This is a genomic window from Dyella sp. ASV21 (genome assembly GCF_016428975.1).
GTDB lineage: Bacteria > Pseudomonadota > Gammaproteobacteria > Xanthomonadales > Rhodanobacteraceae > Dyella.
In genome coordinates this window covers 25,644-42,056 of sequence record NZ_JAELTT010000021.1, presented here as the reverse complement: position 1 = coordinate 42,056, position 16,413 = coordinate 25,644, and the positions used below count along the sequence as shown (strand labels likewise).

17 protein-coding genes are annotated in these 16,413 nt (G+C 64.7%); 9 read left to right on the top strand and 8 right to left on the bottom strand.

The genetic code is table 11. The annotated features are described in order from the left end of the window. The first annotated feature begins 62 nt into the window (after window positions 1–62). From JHD67_RS09445 to JHD67_RS09415, 7 genes are all read left to right on the top strand, one after another. Window positions 63–572, top strand: coding sequence for an Lrp/AsnC family transcriptional regulator (locus JHD67_RS09445; RefSeq protein ID WP_199098928.1), 510 nt, complete (start codon window positions 63–65; stop codon window positions 570–572). A gap of 102 nt (window positions 573–674) precedes the next feature. Beyond that, window positions 675–2,216 (top strand): peptidase S10, encoded by a 1,542-nt coding sequence (locus JHD67_RS09440; protein ID WP_199098927.1) that lies wholly within the window; start codon window positions 675–677, stop codon window positions 2,214–2,216. A gap of 20 nt (window positions 2,217–2,236) precedes the next feature. Then, the gene (locus JHD67_RS09435) at window positions 2,237–3,799 is read left to right on the top strand and encodes a peptidase S10 (RefSeq protein ID WP_199098926.1); all 1,563 of its coding nucleotides are present in this window, start codon (window positions 2,237–2,239) and stop codon (window positions 3,797–3,799) included. Beyond that, window positions 3,796–5,490, top strand: a complete 1,695-nt coding sequence (gene acpA / locus JHD67_RS09430; RefSeq protein WP_199098925.1) for an acid phosphatase — start codon at window positions 3,796–3,798, stop codon at window positions 5,488–5,490. The genes JHD67_RS09435 and acpA overlap by 4 nt, the downstream gene beginning before the upstream one ends. Before the next feature lie 94 nt (window positions 5,491–5,584). Further along, window positions 5,585–5,896 (top strand): EF-hand domain-containing protein, encoded by a 312-nt coding sequence (locus JHD67_RS09425; protein ID WP_199098924.1) that lies wholly within the window; start codon window positions 5,585–5,587, stop codon window positions 5,894–5,896. Window positions 5,897–6,011: 115 nt separating this feature from the next. After that, window positions 6,012–7,868 carry a M1 family metallopeptidase gene (locus JHD67_RS09420; protein ID WP_199098923.1) on the top strand — a complete coding sequence of 619 codons (1,857 nt, stop codon included), beginning with the start codon at window positions 6,012–6,014 and terminating at the stop codon, window positions 7,866–7,868. A gap of 76 nt (window positions 7,869–7,944) precedes the next feature. After that, window positions 7,945–8,949 (top strand): alpha/beta fold hydrolase, encoded by a 1,005-nt coding sequence (locus JHD67_RS09415; protein WP_233171771.1) that lies wholly within the window; start codon window positions 7,945–7,947, stop codon window positions 8,947–8,949. Window positions 8,950–9,033: 84 nt separating this feature from the next. On the opposite strand, the gene JHD67_RS09410 is transcribed toward JHD67_RS09415, so the two are convergent. The 8 genes from JHD67_RS09410 to ttcA all read right to left on the bottom strand — a co-directional run bounded on the left by JHD67_RS09410 (window position 9,034) and on the right by ttcA (window position 15,345). Then, complete coding sequence (locus JHD67_RS09410) at window positions 9,034–9,612, bottom strand: isoprenylcysteine carboxylmethyltransferase family protein (RefSeq protein ID WP_199098922.1); 579 nt, start codon at window positions 9,610–9,612, stop codon at window positions 9,034–9,036. Between the two features lie 95 nt (window positions 9,613–9,707). Continuing rightward, window positions 9,708–10,271: a hypothetical protein gene (locus JHD67_RS09405; protein WP_199098921.1), complete on the bottom strand. Its 564-nt coding sequence runs from the start codon at window positions 10,269–10,271 to the stop codon at window positions 9,708–9,710. Continuing rightward, window positions 10,268–10,630: a hypothetical protein gene (locus JHD67_RS09400; RefSeq protein WP_199098920.1), complete on the bottom strand. Its 363-nt coding sequence runs from the start codon at window positions 10,628–10,630 to the stop codon at window positions 10,268–10,270. The genes JHD67_RS09405 and JHD67_RS09400 overlap by 4 nt, the downstream gene beginning before the upstream one ends. Then, window positions 10,627–11,301, bottom strand: coding sequence for a sigma-70 family RNA polymerase sigma factor (locus tag JHD67_RS09395; RefSeq protein ID WP_233171770.1), 675 nt, complete (start codon window positions 11,299–11,301; stop codon window positions 10,627–10,629). Before JHD67_RS09395 ends, JHD67_RS09400 begins: the two co-directional genes overlap by 4 nt. A gap of 68 nt (window positions 11,302–11,369) precedes the next feature. Beyond that, complete coding sequence (locus JHD67_RS09390) at window positions 11,370–12,140, bottom strand: YgjP-like metallopeptidase domain-containing protein (RefSeq protein WP_199098919.1); 771 nt, start codon at window positions 12,138–12,140, stop codon at window positions 11,370–11,372. Window positions 12,141–12,265: 125 nt separating this feature from the next. Further along, window positions 12,266–13,183, bottom strand: a complete 918-nt coding sequence (locus JHD67_RS09385; RefSeq protein ID WP_199098918.1) for a recombination-associated protein RdgC — start codon at window positions 13,181–13,183, stop codon at window positions 12,266–12,268. 69 nt (window positions 13,184–13,252) lie between these two features. After that, on the bottom strand, window positions 13,253–14,452 hold the full coding sequence (locus tag JHD67_RS09380; protein ID WP_199098917.1) for an amino acid aminotransferase: 1,200 nt from the start codon (window positions 14,450–14,452) through the stop codon (window positions 13,253–13,255). 29 nt (window positions 14,453–14,481) lie between these two features. After that, window positions 14,482–15,345 (bottom strand): tRNA 2-thiocytidine(32) synthetase TtcA, encoded by an 864-nt coding sequence (gene ttcA, locus JHD67_RS09375; protein ID WP_199098916.1) that lies wholly within the window; start codon window positions 15,343–15,345, stop codon window positions 14,482–14,484. 100 nt (window positions 15,346–15,445) lie between these two features. Between ttcA and JHD67_RS09370 the strand changes: the two genes are divergently transcribed. After that, window positions 15,446–15,652, top strand: a complete 207-nt coding sequence (locus tag JHD67_RS09370) for a DUF465 domain-containing protein (protein WP_199098915.1) — start codon at window positions 15,446–15,448, stop codon at window positions 15,650–15,652. A 183-nt stretch (window positions 15,653–15,835) separates the two neighbouring features. Next, on the top strand, window positions 15,836–16,261 hold the full coding sequence (locus JHD67_RS09365; protein WP_199098914.1) for a DUF1801 domain-containing protein: 426 nt from the start codon (window positions 15,836–15,838) through the stop codon (window positions 16,259–16,261). The last annotated feature ends 152 nt before the right edge of the window (window positions 16,262–16,413 follow it).

Sequence of the window (16,413 nt, the reverse complement as noted above, 5' to 3'; positions counted from 1 at the left end):
GATGCGCTTGAATGATGGATCAGCGTACGATGCAGATGTTTCGCCAACGAACGAAATGTCCAATGAGCGCTGTCACCTTTGAATCGAAACCCACCTGGGACGCCACGGATTGGCAACTGTTGGAGGCTCTGCAGCAGGACGCACGCCTGGGTTATGCCGAACTGGGCCGCAAAGTACGCCTGTCCGCGCCCGCCGTGGCCGAGCGTGTGAAGCGGCTGGAGGAAGCGGGCGTGATCGCCGGCTACCGCGCGGTGGTGAATCCCCGCAAGCTCGGCTATGAGATCGACGCCATGATCCGCCTGCGCTGCGATGGCGGCATTTGCGCACGCGTAGGCACGCTGGTGGCGGACATCCCCGAGGTCATCGACTGTCGCCGCCTGGCGGGTGAGGACTCGGCCCTGCTGCGCGTGGTGGCGATGTCGGTCTCGCATCTGGAAACGGTGCTCGATCGCCTGCTCAAACTGCACGCCAGCATCAGCACGACGACGCTGATCGTGTTGCAGACCGCGCACGAGAACCGGCCGCTGACGCGCGCCATGTGGACCTCGGGCCGCTCCAAGCTGCTGGACTGAGCCGCCCCCTTACAGACCACCCCTTACTTTTGTCACGGTCGCCCTGTGACCCCGGTACGCATACTCGGTTCGGTTACTTCTTACCTATCCGGGGAACGTTGCATGCGTCGTCTGTGGGTTCTGCTGTTGGGCAGCGGTCTTGCCCTCTTGTCTTCATTCACCCTGCCGGCCAAGGACGCGCCCGCCGACCAACCCGCCGCCAGCAAGGATGAAGAGGCCCAGGCGCCGAGCACCGAATCAGCGGTGCGCACCAAACACAGCGTGAGCATCGGCGGCCGCCCGGTCGCCTATACGGCCACCGCCGGCACGCTGGTGATCCGCGACGAGAAAGGCCAACCGCAGGCCAGCGTGTTCTATGTGGCCTATACCGTGGACACCGGCAAGCCGGAGAAGCGCCCGGTGACCTTTCTCTACAACGGTGGCCCGGGTTCTTCCAGCATGTGGCTGCACATGGGTTCGTTCGGTCCCGAGCGCATCGTCACCGACAGCCCTGCCGCCACCGGCCCCGCGCCTTACAAAAGGGTGCCCAACAACGACAGCCTGCTCGACAAGACCGACTTGGTCTTCATCGATGCGGTGGGCGCCGGCTATTCGCGCCCGCTGGGCAAGGCCGAGGGCAAGGATTTCTGGGGCGTGGATCAGGACATCTCCGCCTTCAGCCGCGCCATCCAGCGCTACGTGAGCCTCAACAACCGCTGGAATTCACCCAAGTTCCTGTTCGGCGAAAGCTACGGCACCACGCGCTCGGCCGCATTGGTGGACGCGCTGCAAGACAAGGGCATGGCCTTCAACGGCGTGGTGTTGATGTCCTCCATCCTCAACTACGGCGTGCGCTTGCCCGGCTACGACGAGATGTATATCGGCTACGTGCCCAGTTACGCGGCGGCCGCCTGGTATCACCACAAGCTCGCCCATGCGCCGGCTGACCTGAAAACCTACCTGGACGAAGTGCGTGCGTTCGCCCGTGGCCCGTACGCCACCGCGCTCGCCAAGGGCCAGAACGTGCCGGCCGCGGAAGCCGATGCGGTGGCGCGCCAGCTTGCCGCCTATACTGGGCTGGGCGCGGACTACATCAAGCAGGCCAACCTGCGCGTGGAACCCGCGCGCTTTCGCAAGGAACTGCTGCGCGACGAGCGCCGCACCATCGGTCGCTTCGATGCCCGCTTCGAAGGCGTGGATGAAGACGCCGCCGGCGAGACACCCGACTACGACGCGTCCGATGCCGGCATCAGCGGTGCCTTCATTACCGCGTTCCATGACTACATCACCACCCAGCTCAACTATCACAGCGCGTTGGATTACCGCCCCACTTTCGATGAGATCGGCAAGAACTGGGACTGGAAGCACCAGGCCGCCGGCGTACGGCGTCCACTGCCCACCGCCTACGTCGCGGGCGACCTGGGCCATGCGATCCGCACCAATCCGCATCTGAAAGTGCTATCGGTGAACGGCTACTACGATTTCGCCACGCCGTTCTTCATCACCGAGTACGACCTTGCGCACATGAACCTCGACGCGTCGCTGCGCGACAACGTGCGCTTCCTGTATTACCCGTCCGGCCACATGATCTATCTCAACACCGATGCGCTAAAGCAGTTGAAGGCCGATCTGGCGCGCTACTACGACGACACCACCCACTCCTGATCCGCCCGGAGACTCGACTGATGCGCTCGCTTCCCTTCGCCTCGCTCGCCCTCGCCACCGTGCTGGTGCTGAGTTCCTCTCCGCTGCGTGCCGCCGACAATCCGCCCAAGGATGCGACCAAGGCAGCCACCGACGCGGGTAACAAGGACAAGGCCGCCGACGACCAACCCATTCCGCCCGAACGAACCGTGGTGACCAAGCACAGCGTGCGCATCGGCGGGCGCACCGTGAACTACACCGCCACGGCCGGCACGCTGTTGATCCGCGACGACAAGGGCAAGCCGACGGTAAGCTTTTTCTACGTGGCCTATACCGCCGATGGCGGCAAGAACAGCAAGCGTCCGGTCACCTTTTTCTACAACGGCGGCCCAGGTTCGTCCTCCATGTGGCTGCACATGGGCTCCTACTGTCCCGTGCGCGTCGCCAACGACGGCGACCAGCCGATTCCGCCGGCTCCGTATCACTTCGTGCCCAACGAATTCAGCCTGCTCGATAAAAGCGACCTGGTGTTCATCGATGCGCCCGGCACCGGCTACTCGCAACTCGTCGGCAAGACCGAGGGCAAGGATGTATGGGGCGTGGATCAGGACGCCGATGCGTTCACCCGCATGATCACCCGATACGTCAGCCTCAATGGCCGTTGGAATGCGCCCAAGTTCCTGTTCGGCGAAAGCTATGGCACCACCCGCTCGGCGGTGCTGGTGAAATCGCTGCAGGACAAGGGGATGGAGTTCAACGGCGTGGTGCTGATGTCCTCCATCCTGGATTTCTCGGTGGCCGCGCCCGGCATCGACCACGGCTACATCGTCAACCTGCCCACCGAAGCGGCGATTGCCTGGTACCACGACAAGGTGCCCAACAAGCCTGCCGACATCGGCACGTTCCTCGCCGAAGTGCGCCGCTTCGCCGCGGGCGACTACACCCTCGCCCTGGCCAAGGGCGACGCCATCGAACCGGCCGAAGCCGACCGCATCGCCCATCAGATGAGCCGTTATCTCGGCCTGAGCCCGCAGTACATCAAGGAGGCCAATCTGCGCGTGGGACCCAGTCGTTTCCGCAAGGAGCTGCTGCGCGACCAGCGCCTTACCGTGGGACGTCTGGACGGCCGTTTCCAGGGCATCGACCCCGATGCCGCCGGCGAAACGCCCGATGGCGACACCGCCAGCGATGCGATCACCGGCGCCTACGTCGCCAGTTTCAACCAGTACGCAGCCACCGAACTGAAGTTCACCGAAGAGCACCCCTACCTGCCCAACAACTATGGCGCCATCGGAATGAACTGGGATTGGAAGCGCAAGAAGAACGGTGGCTGGTTGCAAGCCACCTATGTGGGCGATGACCTGGGCGATGCGATGCGTCGCAACCCGCACCTGAAAGTATTTTCGGCCAATGGCTATTACGATCTGGCCACCCCGTTCTACGCCACCGAGTTCGACCTGAGCCACCTTGGCCTGGAACCCGCACAGCGCAAGAACATCACCTTCGGTTTTTACCCGTCGGGCCACATGATCTATATCGATCAGCGTTCGCTGGAGCAATCCAAGGCGGACCTGGCCCGCTTCTACGATGACGCCGCACCATGACTAAACACGTTTCTCCCCCGCCCCCCGACGACAACCACGAGCTCCCGCTCGATCCCGCACGCCGGCGCCTGCTTGGCGGCCTGGCGGTTACCGGCGCCGCGCTGGCCGTAGGCGCCGGCGGCGATGCCATCGCTGGCCGCGCTGCCGTGCCCACGGCAGGCAGCGCGCCGCTGGATGAGAGCCTGCGCCAGCACATCCAGCAGGTGGTGGTGATCTATGCGGAGAACCGCAGCTTCAACAACCTGTTCGCCAATTTCCCCGGGGTGGCGCAGCCACTCAGCGCACTCAAGCCGGAGCAATATCTTCAACGCGACCGCGATGGCACGGTGCTCGCCACGCTGCCGCCGATCTGGCACGGTCTGGCACCGCACAAGCAGGTGGTCAACCACACCACCTATCAGGTGCTGCAAGAGCACATCACGGGCCTGCCCAACGCGCCGTGGGCGCTGCGTACGGGCGATGGCGCACCACTGCCGCACGGCGTGGTGACGCGCGACCTGGTGCACGCCTTCTACGACAACCAGCGCCAGATCAACGGCGGCAAGAACGATGGCTTCGTCGCCTGGGGCGATACCGGCGCCATGGTGATGGGCCACTACGACGACAGCGCAGCCAACCTGCGCCTATGGCAGTTGGCCCGCCAATTCACCCTGTGCGACCACTTTTTCATGGGCGCTTTCGGTGGCTCGTTCCTCAATCACCAGTATCTGGTGGCCGCGCAACCGCCGTTCTACCCCAAGGCGGACGAGAGCCCGGCGCGCTTCAACATCGCCGTGACCGAGAGTGGTTCGCCCACCGACACGCGCCTGAAGCTGGCGGAAGATTCGCCGCGCAGCGCCATGGAAGGCCGCCCCAAGTACGCCTCGCGCAGCACGCTCACGCCGGATTTCTGGGCGGTGAATACCATGATGCCGCCGTATGCACCCAGCGCCACCGAGTCGGGCAGCAATCCGTTGCTGGCTGACTCGGACAGCCCCAACACACTGGTGCCACAAACGCACAAGACGATCGGCGACGTACTCTCCGCAGCAGGCGTGGATTGGGCCTGGTATGCCGGCGGCTGGCAGCTCGCGCTCGACGGCAAGGGCGACGGGGACGAGAAAAACTTCCCGCAGCGACCCAATTTCCAGTTGCACCACCAGCCGCTCAACTACTTCAAGAGCCTCGCTCCCGGTACCCAGGCGCGCGCCAAGCACCTGCGCGACGGCGGCGTGGGCGACAGCGCGCAGACCAACCGTTTCCTCGCCGATATCGAGGCCAATCGCCTGCCCGCGGTGACGTTCTACAAGCCGCAGGGTGACCTGAACATGCATGCCGGCTACTCCGATGTGGATGCGGGCGACCGCCACATCATGCGGGTGGTGGATGCCTTGCAGCGCTCGGCGGCATGGAAGCATCTGCTGCTGGTCATCACGTTCGACGAGAACGGCGGTTGGTGGGATCACGTCGCACCGCCCAAGGGTGACCGCTGGGGGCCGGGTTCACGCATTCCGGCATTGATCGTGTCGCCCTTCGCCAAGAAAGGCCATGTGGACCACACCATCTACGACACCGGCTCCATTGCGCGTTTCCTCACCCGCCGCTTTGGCCTGGAGCAACTACCCGGCCTGCGCATGCGCGACGAAGCCATGATCGCCGCGGGCGGACCGCCGCCAGGCGACCTCACCAACGCACTCAGCTTCAGCGCCTGAGTGCCACCGCGCGCTGGCGGATCGCTCCGCCAGCGCGCACGGACTGCTAACGAAAGCGGTGCGATACTCCGCGCGTCCACGACAGGAGTCCCTCATGCAACGCACCCGCTTTATCGCCGCCGCCCTGATCCTGACCTGTGCCGCCGGCGTCTCGCATGCCCAGATCGGCCTGGGCAGCATGGCCAATTCCACCGCCAACATCGTGAAGAATTTCGATATCGCCGATAAGAATCACGACGGTCTGTTGACCAAGGAAGAAGCCGAAAAGGGCCCGGTGCCGTTTATCCGCGCGCACTTCGACGAGATCGACAAGACCCATCGCGGCGTCGTGTCCAAGCAGGATGTGCAGGACTACATCCGCTCGCTGCACAAGGCCGCGCCAGCCGCCGCCAGTTCCAGCCACTGAGACTCTCCGGGCCGGCGCCCGAGCCCTTCGGGCACCGGCCAAGCGTGACCACCGGTACCCGTACCGGCGGGCCGCCGATGGCATACTCGGCGTTCCTGCTGATGGAGTTTCCCCGATGCGTCCGTTCCACGCCCTTGCCTTCGGCGCCCTGGTGCTGCCGTTGAGCGCCTTTGCCACCGATCCGCATTCCTACGCCCAGCCCGATCAGGTGAAAGTGACTCACCTGGACCTGGACCTGACCATCGACTTTCCGCACCAGCAGTTGGACGGTCAGGCCACGCTGAAGCTGGACTGGACCAATCCCAAGGCGCAGTCGCTGGTGCTCGATACGCGCGACCTGAAAATCGCCCGCGTGGAGGCCATCGACGACGCCGGCAAGGCGAGCGCACTCAAGTACGCCCTGGCGCCGCGCGACAAGGAGCTGGGGAGCAAGCTCACCATCGCCACGCCGCAGCATCCGGCGCAGGTGCGCATCGTCTACTCGACCGTGCCCACCGCCTCGGGCCTGCAGTGGCTGACGCCGGAACAGACCGCCGACAAGAAGCTGCCCTTCATGTTCTCGCAGTCCGAATCCATCCATGCGCGCTCGTGGGTGCCGCTGCAGGATTCGCCGGCCATCCGCTTTACCTATAGCGCCCACGTGAGCGCGCCGAAGGATGTGCGCGTGGTGATGAGCGCGCTCAACGACGCCAGGCACCCGCTGGATGGCAGCTTCAGCTTCCAGCAGCCGCACCCGATTCCCTCCTACCTGCTGGCCATTGCCGCGGGCGACATCGCCGCCAGGGAAACCGGCCCGCGTTCGGCCGTGTATGCCGAGCCGAGCGTCGTGGGCAAGGCCGCCAAGGAGTTCGAAGACACCGAAAAGCTGATCGCTGCCACCGAGAAGCTCTACGGTCCCTATGCCTGGGGTCGCTACGACCTGCTGGTGCTGCCGCCCTCGTTTCCGTTCGGCGGCATGGAAAACCCCAACATGACCTTCGCCACGCCCACCCTGCTGGTGGGCGACAAGAGCCTGGTCTCGGTGATCTCGCATGAGTTGGCGCATTCGTGGTCGGGCAACCTGGTGACCAGCGCCGCATGGCGCGACATCTGGCTCAACGAAGGCTTCACTACCTACGTGCAGGGACGCATTACCGAGGCCGTCTACGGCAAGGCGCTGGCGGACGAAGAAGCACTGATCTCGGCGCGGTCGCTGCAGAAGAACATCGGTGAGATGCCCGCCAATGCGCAGAAGCTCGCGCCCGAGCCGCGCGGCATCGGCGCCGACGACGCACTTTCGGACGTAGCCTACGACAAGGGATCGTGGTTCCTGCGCACGCTGGAGCAGCGCTTCGGCCGCGAAACCTTCGATGCCTACCTCAAGGGCTACTTCGCACACTTCGCCTTCCAGAGCATCACCACCGAGCAGATGCTCGACTACCTGAAGGCCAATCTGTTCGACAAGAATCCCGGCAAGATGAACTGGGACGAGGTAAAGGCGTGGGTATACCAGCCGGGCATTCCCAAGGATGCGCCGCTGCCCGATTCGCCGCGCTTCAACGCCATCGACAAGGAGCGCGCCGCCCTGCTCGCCGGTTCGCTCACCGCCGACAAACTCGACGCCAAGGGCTGGAACACGCAGGAGTGGATGTACTTCCTCGACGGCCTGCCGGACGTGACGCCGCTGGAGAAGATCAAGCAGATCGACGCCAACTGGCACCTCACCGGCACGCCCAATGCCGAGATCGGCATGCGCTGGTACAGCCACGCCATCGCCGCCGGCGACAAGGACGTATGGAACGCCGCCGCTGAGCACATGACCCGCATCGGCCGCCTGTACCTCACCATGCCGCTGTACAAGGCTTTCGCCAAGACGCCAGACGGCCTGGCGTTCGCCAAGCAGGTGTACGCCAAGGCCAAGCCCGGTTACCACCCGATGACGCAGGAAGCGGTGGAAGCGGTGTTCGCCAAGGCCGCCAAGAACAGCAAGTAGATCGCGTGCGCACCGCCTTGCAAACGGCGGTGCGCGTCGCCATGGATCACGCGTCCCCAAGCCAACCGAGCCACCCATGAAGCCCAAAGCCTCCTCGACCCAGACAAGCTCCGCCACGCGCCCGCTGTGGCAGCGGCTGGCCCTGCGCCGACTGAAATTCCTGGGCTTCGTAGCCTTGCTGCTGGTGGTGCTGCTCGGTGGCTCCTACCTGTTCGCGCCCCAGTGGCTGCTCAGCGCCGACATCAAGCGCCAGGCCGTGGCGGCGCACCTGGAAACCCATTCGGTGCAGGTAGGCGATACGCGCTGGGTTTACTTCGAAGGCGGCGAAGGCCCCACCCTCGTGTTGCTGCACGGCTTTGCCGCCAGCAAAGAGGTGTGGCTCAAGCAGGCCCAATTGCTCACGCAGCACTTTCACGTGATTGCGCCAGACCTGCCGGGCTGGGGTGAGTCCAGCCGCGTGGATGGCGCCAGCTACAACATCGACGCGCAGGCCTCGCGCTTGCAGGCCTTCGTGGAAGCACTGCGCCTGCCGCGCTTCGTGCTGATCGGCCACTCCATGGGCGGCGCCATCGCCGGCGTCTACGCCGCCGAACACCCCGAACATGTGGCCGAACTGGCCCTGCTCGATGCGTTTGGCCTCAAGGCCAACGAAAACGACTTCTCGCGCGAGGCCATGAGCGGCAAGAACCCGTTCGTGTTCGACAACCGTGAGCAGTTCGCCAAGGCCACCTTGCTGGCCTTCGCCAAGATGCCGTCGATTCCCGGCCGCTTCCAGGATGTGCTGATCAAGCACAACCAGGAGAACCGCGCCTTCATCGAGCATACCTTCAACGAACTGCGCGACCCGTCGCAGTACCTGTCCCTGCAGAGCCGCCTGGACAAGCTCTCCATGCCGGTGCTTGGGCTGTGGTGCCATGACGACAAGATCATCGACATCTCCGCCCTCGACAGCCTGCGCAATGGCCTGAAGAACGCCAGCGCCATCAGCACCAGTACGCTCAACGGCTGCAATCACATGCCCATCATCGAGAAGCCGGAAGAAACCGCGCGCATTCTCACCTCGTTCTCGCTGTCGCACTGAATCGCACGCGCAGGCCCTGGATCCCCGCCTTCGCGGGGATCACGGCTTCACTCACCGCGACGTCCAAAGGTCGAGAGCAAGCGCTTAGAGCACGCCTGGAATCAGCGCTTTCACGCGATGCATATAGGCCTCGTACACCGGACCGAAGCTTTCGCGCATCCAGCGCTCCTCAAGGCGCAGCTTGAACCAGAACGAGGCGAAGACGATCACCACGCATACCAGCCCGCGCCACTCGCCGATGGCGATGGCCGTGCCGAGAAAGGCGAGCAGCAAACCGGTATAGATGGGGTGGCGTACGAAGGCGTAAGGGCCGCGCTGAATCAATTCGTGGTCTTGTTTTACCTGCACCACGGAACTCCAGTTCCGGCCGAGCACGTAGCGCGCCCAACAGGCAAAGCCGATACCCAGTGCAACCGCTGCGGTACCGATCAGCGCGATCGCCAGCGAAGGCGGATACATGCGCTGACCCAGCCAGCCACCGACGAACCAGTCGCTGGGACCGATCAGCGCCACCGCCACCGCAAGCGGCAACCAGTACTTGAGCAGACGCGGCAGCACCGGTTCGCTGCGCTGCGCACCCTTTACCCGGCGCCAGCCCCACAGCCAGTAAAGGCCAAAGCACAGCCACAGCAGCTTGATGATCAGGGCGATCGGCAGTTCCACGGCGCATCCCCTTGCGATTGGATGCGCCGAGCTTCCAGCACGTGCGGGCCGGGTACAAGTGACATGCATCACCCCGCCCGCACGTGCACACGTCCTCAGTTGGCAAAGTCCATGTTTACCGGCGTGCGGGGCATGGCCATCACGTTGGTGGTGGTGGGGACATCCTTGCCGACCACTTCCAGTTTGAGGCCATCGGCCCAGACATCGCCGCGGCCGTCCAGGATCACCCCGAAGACCAGCGCATGGGCGCTATCCGGCACGTCGAGCACCACGGCGTAATTGCGTCGATCGGTGTCACCGCGCACGGCTCGCTGATCCATGTTGTCCATGCTGATGGGTTTGCGTTCCGCATCGTCGATGCGCAGCCACAGCATGCTCTTGCCAGCGTTCTTGGTGCGCAGGTAGCCGGAGAGGCGCACACGCTTGCCACGGTAGTCGGTGGCATCGATGCCCTGGCTGAGCGTGCCGAAGCCGCTGCTCTCGCTTTTGGTGTGGATATGCACCACGCGACCGCTGGCATCGCCGTTCGCCGCCTCCGTGCTCACATCGAAATCCTTGGCGGCCGGACCGCCGAAGTACCAGCCGCGCGGGGTCTCGGCATGCGCGCCGGCCGCCAGCAGGCCGCACAACAGCACAGCAATCGACAATGTCTTCCTCATGGCGTGTTCTCCGGTTGAATCAAGGGATGGAATGCCGCGTCGTCGCGCAGCAGGTACTGGGTGATATCCGAATGGGGCGATGCGACCGGCAACTGTTGCAACTCATGGCGCAGGCGCAGGGTTTCTTCGCTGGGCAGCGTGACCGCGGCACCCAGCATGGGAGCCACCGGATGCCATGCCGCCCACAACACCAGCGATGCGGCGATGGCGATAGGCCAGCCGCGATGGCGCCATGCACGCCGGGTGCGTGCCTCGCGCTCGGCAGCGTGGAGGACGCGCGCATCCATGCCGGGCGCGGTCGTTTCGCGTGCCGCCGAACGGTATAGCTGCAGCAGTTCGTCCAGGGAAGGATCGTTCATCGCCATGTCGCCATCGCCTCGCGCAGCCGTTGTTGCGCATAGCGCAGGCGACTCTTGGCGGTTTCGCGGTTCACGCCGGTGGCGAAGGCAATGTCGTCCACGCTCAAGCCGCCTTCCGCGCGCATCAGGAAAGCCTCGCGTTGCGGCAACGGCAACTGGCGGATGGCATCCAGCAACGCCTTGCCCAAGGCTGCGCTATGCGCGAGCTGCTCGGGCGCGTGCATAGCTGACGACGCCTGCTGCGCCAGCCACGCTTCGCCTTCGTCATCGGCATGGGTGGCCTCGGGCGCATGCCGCGCCAGCGTGCGCCAGCGGTCGGCGACGCGGCGATGCGCGATGGCGAACAGCCAGGTAATGAATGGTGCGTCAGGCGTGTAGCTGTCCTTGCCGCGGATCACGGCCATCCACACGTCCTGGAAGATTTCCTCGGCATCGCTGGCACGATCGGCGAGGCGCAATACATAGCGATGCAGCTTGTCGCGGTGACGCGCGTACAGCACGCGAAAGGCCTGCGCATCGCCGTTGCGGTAGCGCTGCATGCAATCGGCATCGCTGGGTGCGGCGACATCGACCACCGGCACCGGCTCTGTCCACAGGGTTTGCCACTGCGCCAGCAGCGTGGCGCAGCCATGTTTCCAATGATCAGGCGGGTAGGCAAGCGTGGCCGACATGACGTCCATTCCAGGGGCTACCTGGAGATGATCGCTGGAATCGACGAAATGGGGTTAAAGCAGCCGGCTCAATCGGCGACATCGGCAATCAGGCGATCCAGCTCGGTCTTCAGCCAGGCGCCATTCAAGCGCAGCCAGTCGCGCTGCTCGCGCCAATCGGGGAACAGCAGCTCCACCTGCGCCCAGAAGCGCGGCGCGTGACTGCGCACTTTCAGATGGCACAACTCATGCGCGAGCACATAGCGCAGTGCGGCCGGCGGCGCGAGCGCCAGGGCAAGATCCAGATTGATGCGATCGCGTGTATCCAGGCTGCCCCACAGGCTCTTCATGGGGCGCACGCGCAAGGCGGTGGGTGCAAGGCCAAGCTGCGGCACGTAGTTGGCGAGCCAGCGCGATACGTCGCGCCGGATCTGCGCTTCGAAATAAGAGGCGAGCAAACCGCGCGCTACGGGCAAGGCGCGCGTATGTGGGCGCGGCAGACGCAGCGTGATGCTGCCATCGCCCGCTTCAACGCGCGGGTAATCGCCATCGGCCCAATCCAGCTGCACGGTTTCGCCGCGCAGCGGAAACTCCGTGGGCGTGCCGACGCGCAAGGGCGGCAACGGCTTGACGATCAGGTGCAGCTCATCGAGCTTGCGTTCCAGCCAATCGGCATGATGGCGAAGGAATGCACTGACTTGTGCGGGATGCGTGCCATGCGGATAGGACACGCGCGCGCCCTTGGGCGTCACCGTAAGACGCAAGCGGCGTGCGCGCGGATGCGCGGCCTTGAGCACACGGATGGTGCTGCCGCTTGCCGTGGCCAGTTCGAGCCAATCGCCGTCGAGGTGCTGCGTCATGTTCCGCCCTACTGCTGTGGCGTCCAAGCCCTCAGTGTCCCTTAGGGAATGTGGGGGGAGCATGCAGGCTTCGCAAGACGAACCGGTGACCGGATACCCCTGATTTCTGGCCAGGGGTTGCTATCTCAAGCGTCAGCGGGACGCGGCAGGCCGAACCATTCCTCCAGCTTGCCCAGCAGCCGTTCCAGCTCCATGGTGAGCAGGGCGAAGGTGGCGTCGGCCTCGGCGGCGGCATCCGGATGGCTGTCGCCCAGCTCGTCGGTGACTACGTCGAGGAACTTGAGCTTGCGCACGATCAGGTCTTCGCCCAGTACGAAGCTCATACGCTCATCGAAGATGAGACCGAGCTGGAATACCTGCTTGCCGTTGCGCAGATGCTCTTTCACTTCCTCGCTATCCAGATCCTGGCGGCGGCACTTGGCGATGGCGCCCGTGGCGCTGGCGGGGTCGCGCAGCTCCACCTCGTCGCCCAGGGCAAGGCCGGCGGGCAGGTTGCCGCTGGCCAGCCAGTCGGTCATCAGCACGCGGGGGCCTTCCTCCGGCGCGAGCGGCACGGCGGGGAAGCTGCCCAGCGCCTCGCGGATCTGGGTAATGGTGTTCTCAGCCGACTTGCGACTGGAGGTGTCGAGCACCAGCCAGCCCAGCTTCCTGTCCATATAGGCGCGCATGCGCGAGCTGCGGATGAAGGCCCGCGGCACCAGCTCGTTGAGCACATCTTCCTTCAGGCGCTTGCGCTCGCGACCGCCGACCTTGCGGCCTTCTTCCTCGGCGATCTTCTGCACACGGCGTTGAAGTTCGTCGTTCACCACCGAACCGGGTAGCAGCTTGTCCTCGCCGCCCACGGTGACCATGGTGCAGGTATGCACGGTATGCGTCAGCGGTGCCTCTTCGCCCCGTCCAACGGGCGGCACGAAACCCTTGGTGCCCATTTCCATCGGGCCGCAGGGGCGCAGGCGATGTTCGCCCAGTGCTTCGTCCAGGCGGTTCAGGTCTTCGGCGACGGCGGGGGAAAAGCGGAACAGCGTGAGGTTGCGGAAGAACATTGGGTATCCGGAGGCAATGCTTGGCCGTCATCCCGGCAACGGCCGGGATGACAGTGAGGGAAGTGGGTCTCAGCGACTGACCGAGGCGACGGCGTTAACCACCGTATCCAGGTTGGCGCGATTGAGGGCCGCCACGCAGATACGGCCCGTGCCGATGGCATAGATGGCGTACTCCTCGCGCAGGCGATCCACCTGGGCCTTGCTCAGGCCCGAGTAGGAGAACATGCCCGCCTGCTCCTGGATAAAGCCGAACTGCGGCGCACCGGCCGCCGCCAGCTTCTCCACCATGCCGGCACGCATGGCGTGGATGCGCTCGCGCATCTCGCCCAGCTCGTGCTCCCACATGGCCTTCAGCTCGGTGCTGTTGAGCACCGCCGATACCAGCGCGCCGCCGTGCGTGGCCGGGCTGGAGTAGTTGGAGCGGATGGTGCGTTTGACCAGCGATTGCACGCGCAGCGCTTCGTCGCGGTCTTTGCCCACCACCGACAACGCACCTACGCGTTCGCCATACAGCGAGAACGATTTGGAGTAGGAGTTGGCGACCACAAACGATTCGATGCCCGAGGCGCCAAACAGGCGCACCGCGGTGGCGTCGGCGTCGATGCCTTCGTCAAAGCCCTGATAGGCCATGTCGATGAAGGGCATCAGGCCGCGGTCCTTCACCAGGTCCACCACCTGCTGCCACTGCTCAGCGTTGAGGTCCACACCGGTGGGGTTGTGGCAGCACGCGTGCAGCAGCACTACGGTGCCCGGCTCCAGCTTGCCCAGGTCGGCCAGCATGCCGGCAAAATCCAGCCCATGCGTGGCGGCGTCGTAGTAGGCGTAGTCGACCACCTCGAAACCCGCCGCGCTGAACACCACGCGATGATTTTCCCAGCTCGGGTTGCTGATGGCGACCTTGGCGTTGGGCAGCACCTTTTTCAGCAGATCGGCACCGATGCGCAGCGCGCCGCTGCCGCCGATGGTCTGCGAGGTGGCCACGCGGCCGGCGGCCAGCAGCGGCGAGTCTGCGCCGAACACCAGCTTCTGCGTGGCGAGGTTGTAGGTCGGCATACCGTCGATGGGCAGATAGCCGCGCGGCTTGGCTTCCAGCGCCAGCGCCTTCTCCACCTCATGCACGGCGCGCATCAAGGGGATACGACCCTGTTCGTCGTAGTAGATGCCCACGCCCAGGTTGACCTTGCCCGGACGGCTGTCGGCCAGGTAGGCCTCGGTGAGTCCCAGGATCGGATCGCCTGGGGTCATTTCAACGGATGCAAAGAGAGACACGGCGTTACTCGACTGAAAAGGTGATGAGGTCACGACTCGTCCGGCGAACCGGCGAGCCACTGATGCGCTTCGGCGCGGGCGACACCTTCGCGCGCGCCCAGCGCGGCGAAGTCGAACAGGTTGCGGTCCACCAACTGGGACGGTGCCACGTTGCCCAGCGCGCGGAAAATGTTCTCGGAACGACCCGGCTGGGTCTTCTCCCAATCCTCCATCATGCGCTTGACCGCCTTGCGCTGCAGGTTTTCCTGCGAGCCGCACAGGTTGCACGGGATGATCGGGAAAGCCTGCGCCTCGGCGTAGGCAGCGATATCGCTTTCCTTGCAGTAGGCCAGCGGACGGATCACCACGTGGCGACCATCGTCCGAGCGCAGCTTGGGCGGCATCGCCTTGAGCGAGGCCTGGTAAAACATATTTAGGAAGAACGTGCCCAGGATATCGTCGCGGTGATGGCCCAGCGCGATCTTGGTGACACCGTTCTCCGCCGCCCACTTGTACAGCGCGCCGCGTCGCAGGCGCGAGCACAGGCTGCACATGGTCTTGCCCTCGGGAATCACCCGGGTGACGGTGCTGTAGGTGTCCTGCTCGATGATGTGGAACGGCACGCCGCGCCCGGTGAGGTACTGCGGCAGCACATGTTCAGGGAAACCCGGCTGCTTCTGGTCCAGGTTCACCGCGATCAGCTCGAAACGCACCGGCGCCTTGGCCTGCAGCGACAGCAGGATATCCAGCAGGGTGTAGGAATCCTTGCCGCCGGACAGGCACACCATCACCTTGTCGCCGTCCTCGATCATATGGAAGTCGGCAATGGCCTGGCCCACCTGGTGACGCAGGCGCTTGGCCAGCTTGCTGACCTCGTAGTGCTGCTTGCGGGTGGCTTCGGGCTGGGCGGACATGGGTGGTATCGGGACGGCTCGGCCCCCCATTGTAGCGATCTGACCGCCCGAGGTCCGGCGGGAGTACACTTGAAGCTTCTCCTTCAGCCGCCCCGCCTCCATGCAGGTTCAGGATCAAGCCGAGATGGCCCATCTGCTGGCCGAGCTCCGCGTAGAACATCGCGACCTTGACGTGGCCATCGAGCATATGGCCGCCTCGATGGGGCGCGACGAGCTGCAGCTCACCCGCCTGAAGAAACGCAAGCTGCTGCTGAAAGACCATATCGCCCGCCTGGAAAGCAAGCTGATCCCCGATCTGGACGCCTGAGCCGCCACGCGGCATCGCCGTGCCATTCCACACTGGGCGGCAACCCGATCGCCGCGTTACCTTTCGCTGGCCCACGGGGCAACCCCGGCTGAGTCGGCGACCGCGAAACGGCACGGGGCCTTGCCGACAGCCGACCCGTTACCCGCCCCGGGTCAGCCCAGCGACGACGAGACGAGCACGGCCATGAGCAAGCGTGATTCCGACGACCACACCGCGGGCGCCACGCCTTCCCAGCACATCGACGCCAGGATCAAGGAACTGGGTGACTGGCGCGGCGACATGCTGGCCCGCGTACGGGCACTGATCCAGCGAACCGACCCGGCGGTGGTGGAAGAATGGAAGTGGCGCGGCGTGCCGGTGTGGTCCCACGCGGGCATTCTGTGCACCGGCGAAACGTACAAGAGCACCGTGAAGCTGACCTTCGCTAAAGGCGCCTCGCTGGACGACCCCGCCGCCCTCTTCAACGCCAGCCTGGAAGGCCATACGCGGCGCGCCATCGATATCCACGAAGGCGACACGCTGAACGAGAAAGCCCTGGCAGCACTTATCAAGGCCGCCATCGCGCTGAACACCGCGGCCGCCGGCAAGCGGCGCAAGAGCGGCAGCTAGCCGCCCTCGACCGCCGTCGATTTGGCCGTCCAAATCGCATATAACCGGCGGTTCTAACCTCATGCGAAAAGGTCATTCGCGGGGTTTCCCCATCTGCCGTATTCGATGAAAAGACAAGGCGTCGCCTCGACGCCATCGATTCATGCCGGCAA

Coding starts and splice junctions, on each gene's coding strand:
- JHD67_RS09445 (WP_199098928.1), top strand. CDS start 63: ATGAGCGCTGTCACCTTTGAATCGAAACCCACCTGGGACGCCACGGAT.
- JHD67_RS09440 (WP_199098927.1), top strand. CDS start 675: ATGCGTCGTCTGTGGGTTCTGCTGTTGGGCAGCGGTCTTGCCCTCTTG.
- JHD67_RS09435 (WP_199098926.1), top strand. CDS start 2,237: ATGCGCTCGCTTCCCTTCGCCTCGCTCGCCCTCGCCACCGTGCTGGTG.
- acpA (WP_199098925.1), top strand. CDS start 3,796: ATGACTAAACACGTTTCTCCCCCGCCCCCCGACGACAACCACGAGCTC.
- JHD67_RS09425 (WP_199098924.1), top strand. CDS start 5,585: ATGCAACGCACCCGCTTTATCGCCGCCGCCCTGATCCTGACCTGTGCC.
- JHD67_RS09420 (WP_199098923.1), top strand. CDS start 6,012: ATGCGTCCGTTCCACGCCCTTGCCTTCGGCGCCCTGGTGCTGCCGTTG.
- JHD67_RS09415 (WP_233171771.1), top strand. CDS start 7,945: ATGAAGCCCAAAGCCTCCTCGACCCAGACAAGCTCCGCCACGCGCCCG.
- JHD67_RS09405 (WP_199098921.1), bottom strand. CDS start 10,271: ATGAGGAAGACATTGTCGATTGCTGTGCTGTTGTGCGGCCTGCTGGCG.
- JHD67_RS09400 (WP_199098920.1), bottom strand. CDS start 10,630: ATGAACGATCCTTCCCTGGACGAACTGCTGCAGCTATACCGTTCGGCG.
- JHD67_RS09395 (WP_233171770.1), bottom strand. CDS start 11,301: ATGTCGGCCACGCTTGCCTACCCGCCTGATCATTGGAAACATGGCTGC.
- JHD67_RS09390 (WP_199098919.1), bottom strand. CDS start 12,140: ATGACGCAGCACCTCGACGGCGATTGGCTCGAACTGGCCACGGCAAGC.
- JHD67_RS09385 (WP_199098918.1), bottom strand. CDS start 13,183: ATGTTCTTCCGCAACCTCACGCTGTTCCGCTTTTCCCCCGCCGTCGCC.
- ttcA (WP_199098916.1), bottom strand. CDS start 15,345: ATGTCCGCCCAGCCCGAAGCCACCCGCAAGCAGCACTACGAGGTCAGC.
- JHD67_RS09370 (WP_199098915.1), top strand. CDS start 15,446: ATGCAGGTTCAGGATCAAGCCGAGATGGCCCATCTGCTGGCCGAGCTC.
- JHD67_RS09365 (WP_199098914.1), top strand. CDS start 15,836: ATGAGCAAGCGTGATTCCGACGACCACACCGCGGGCGCCACGCCTTCC.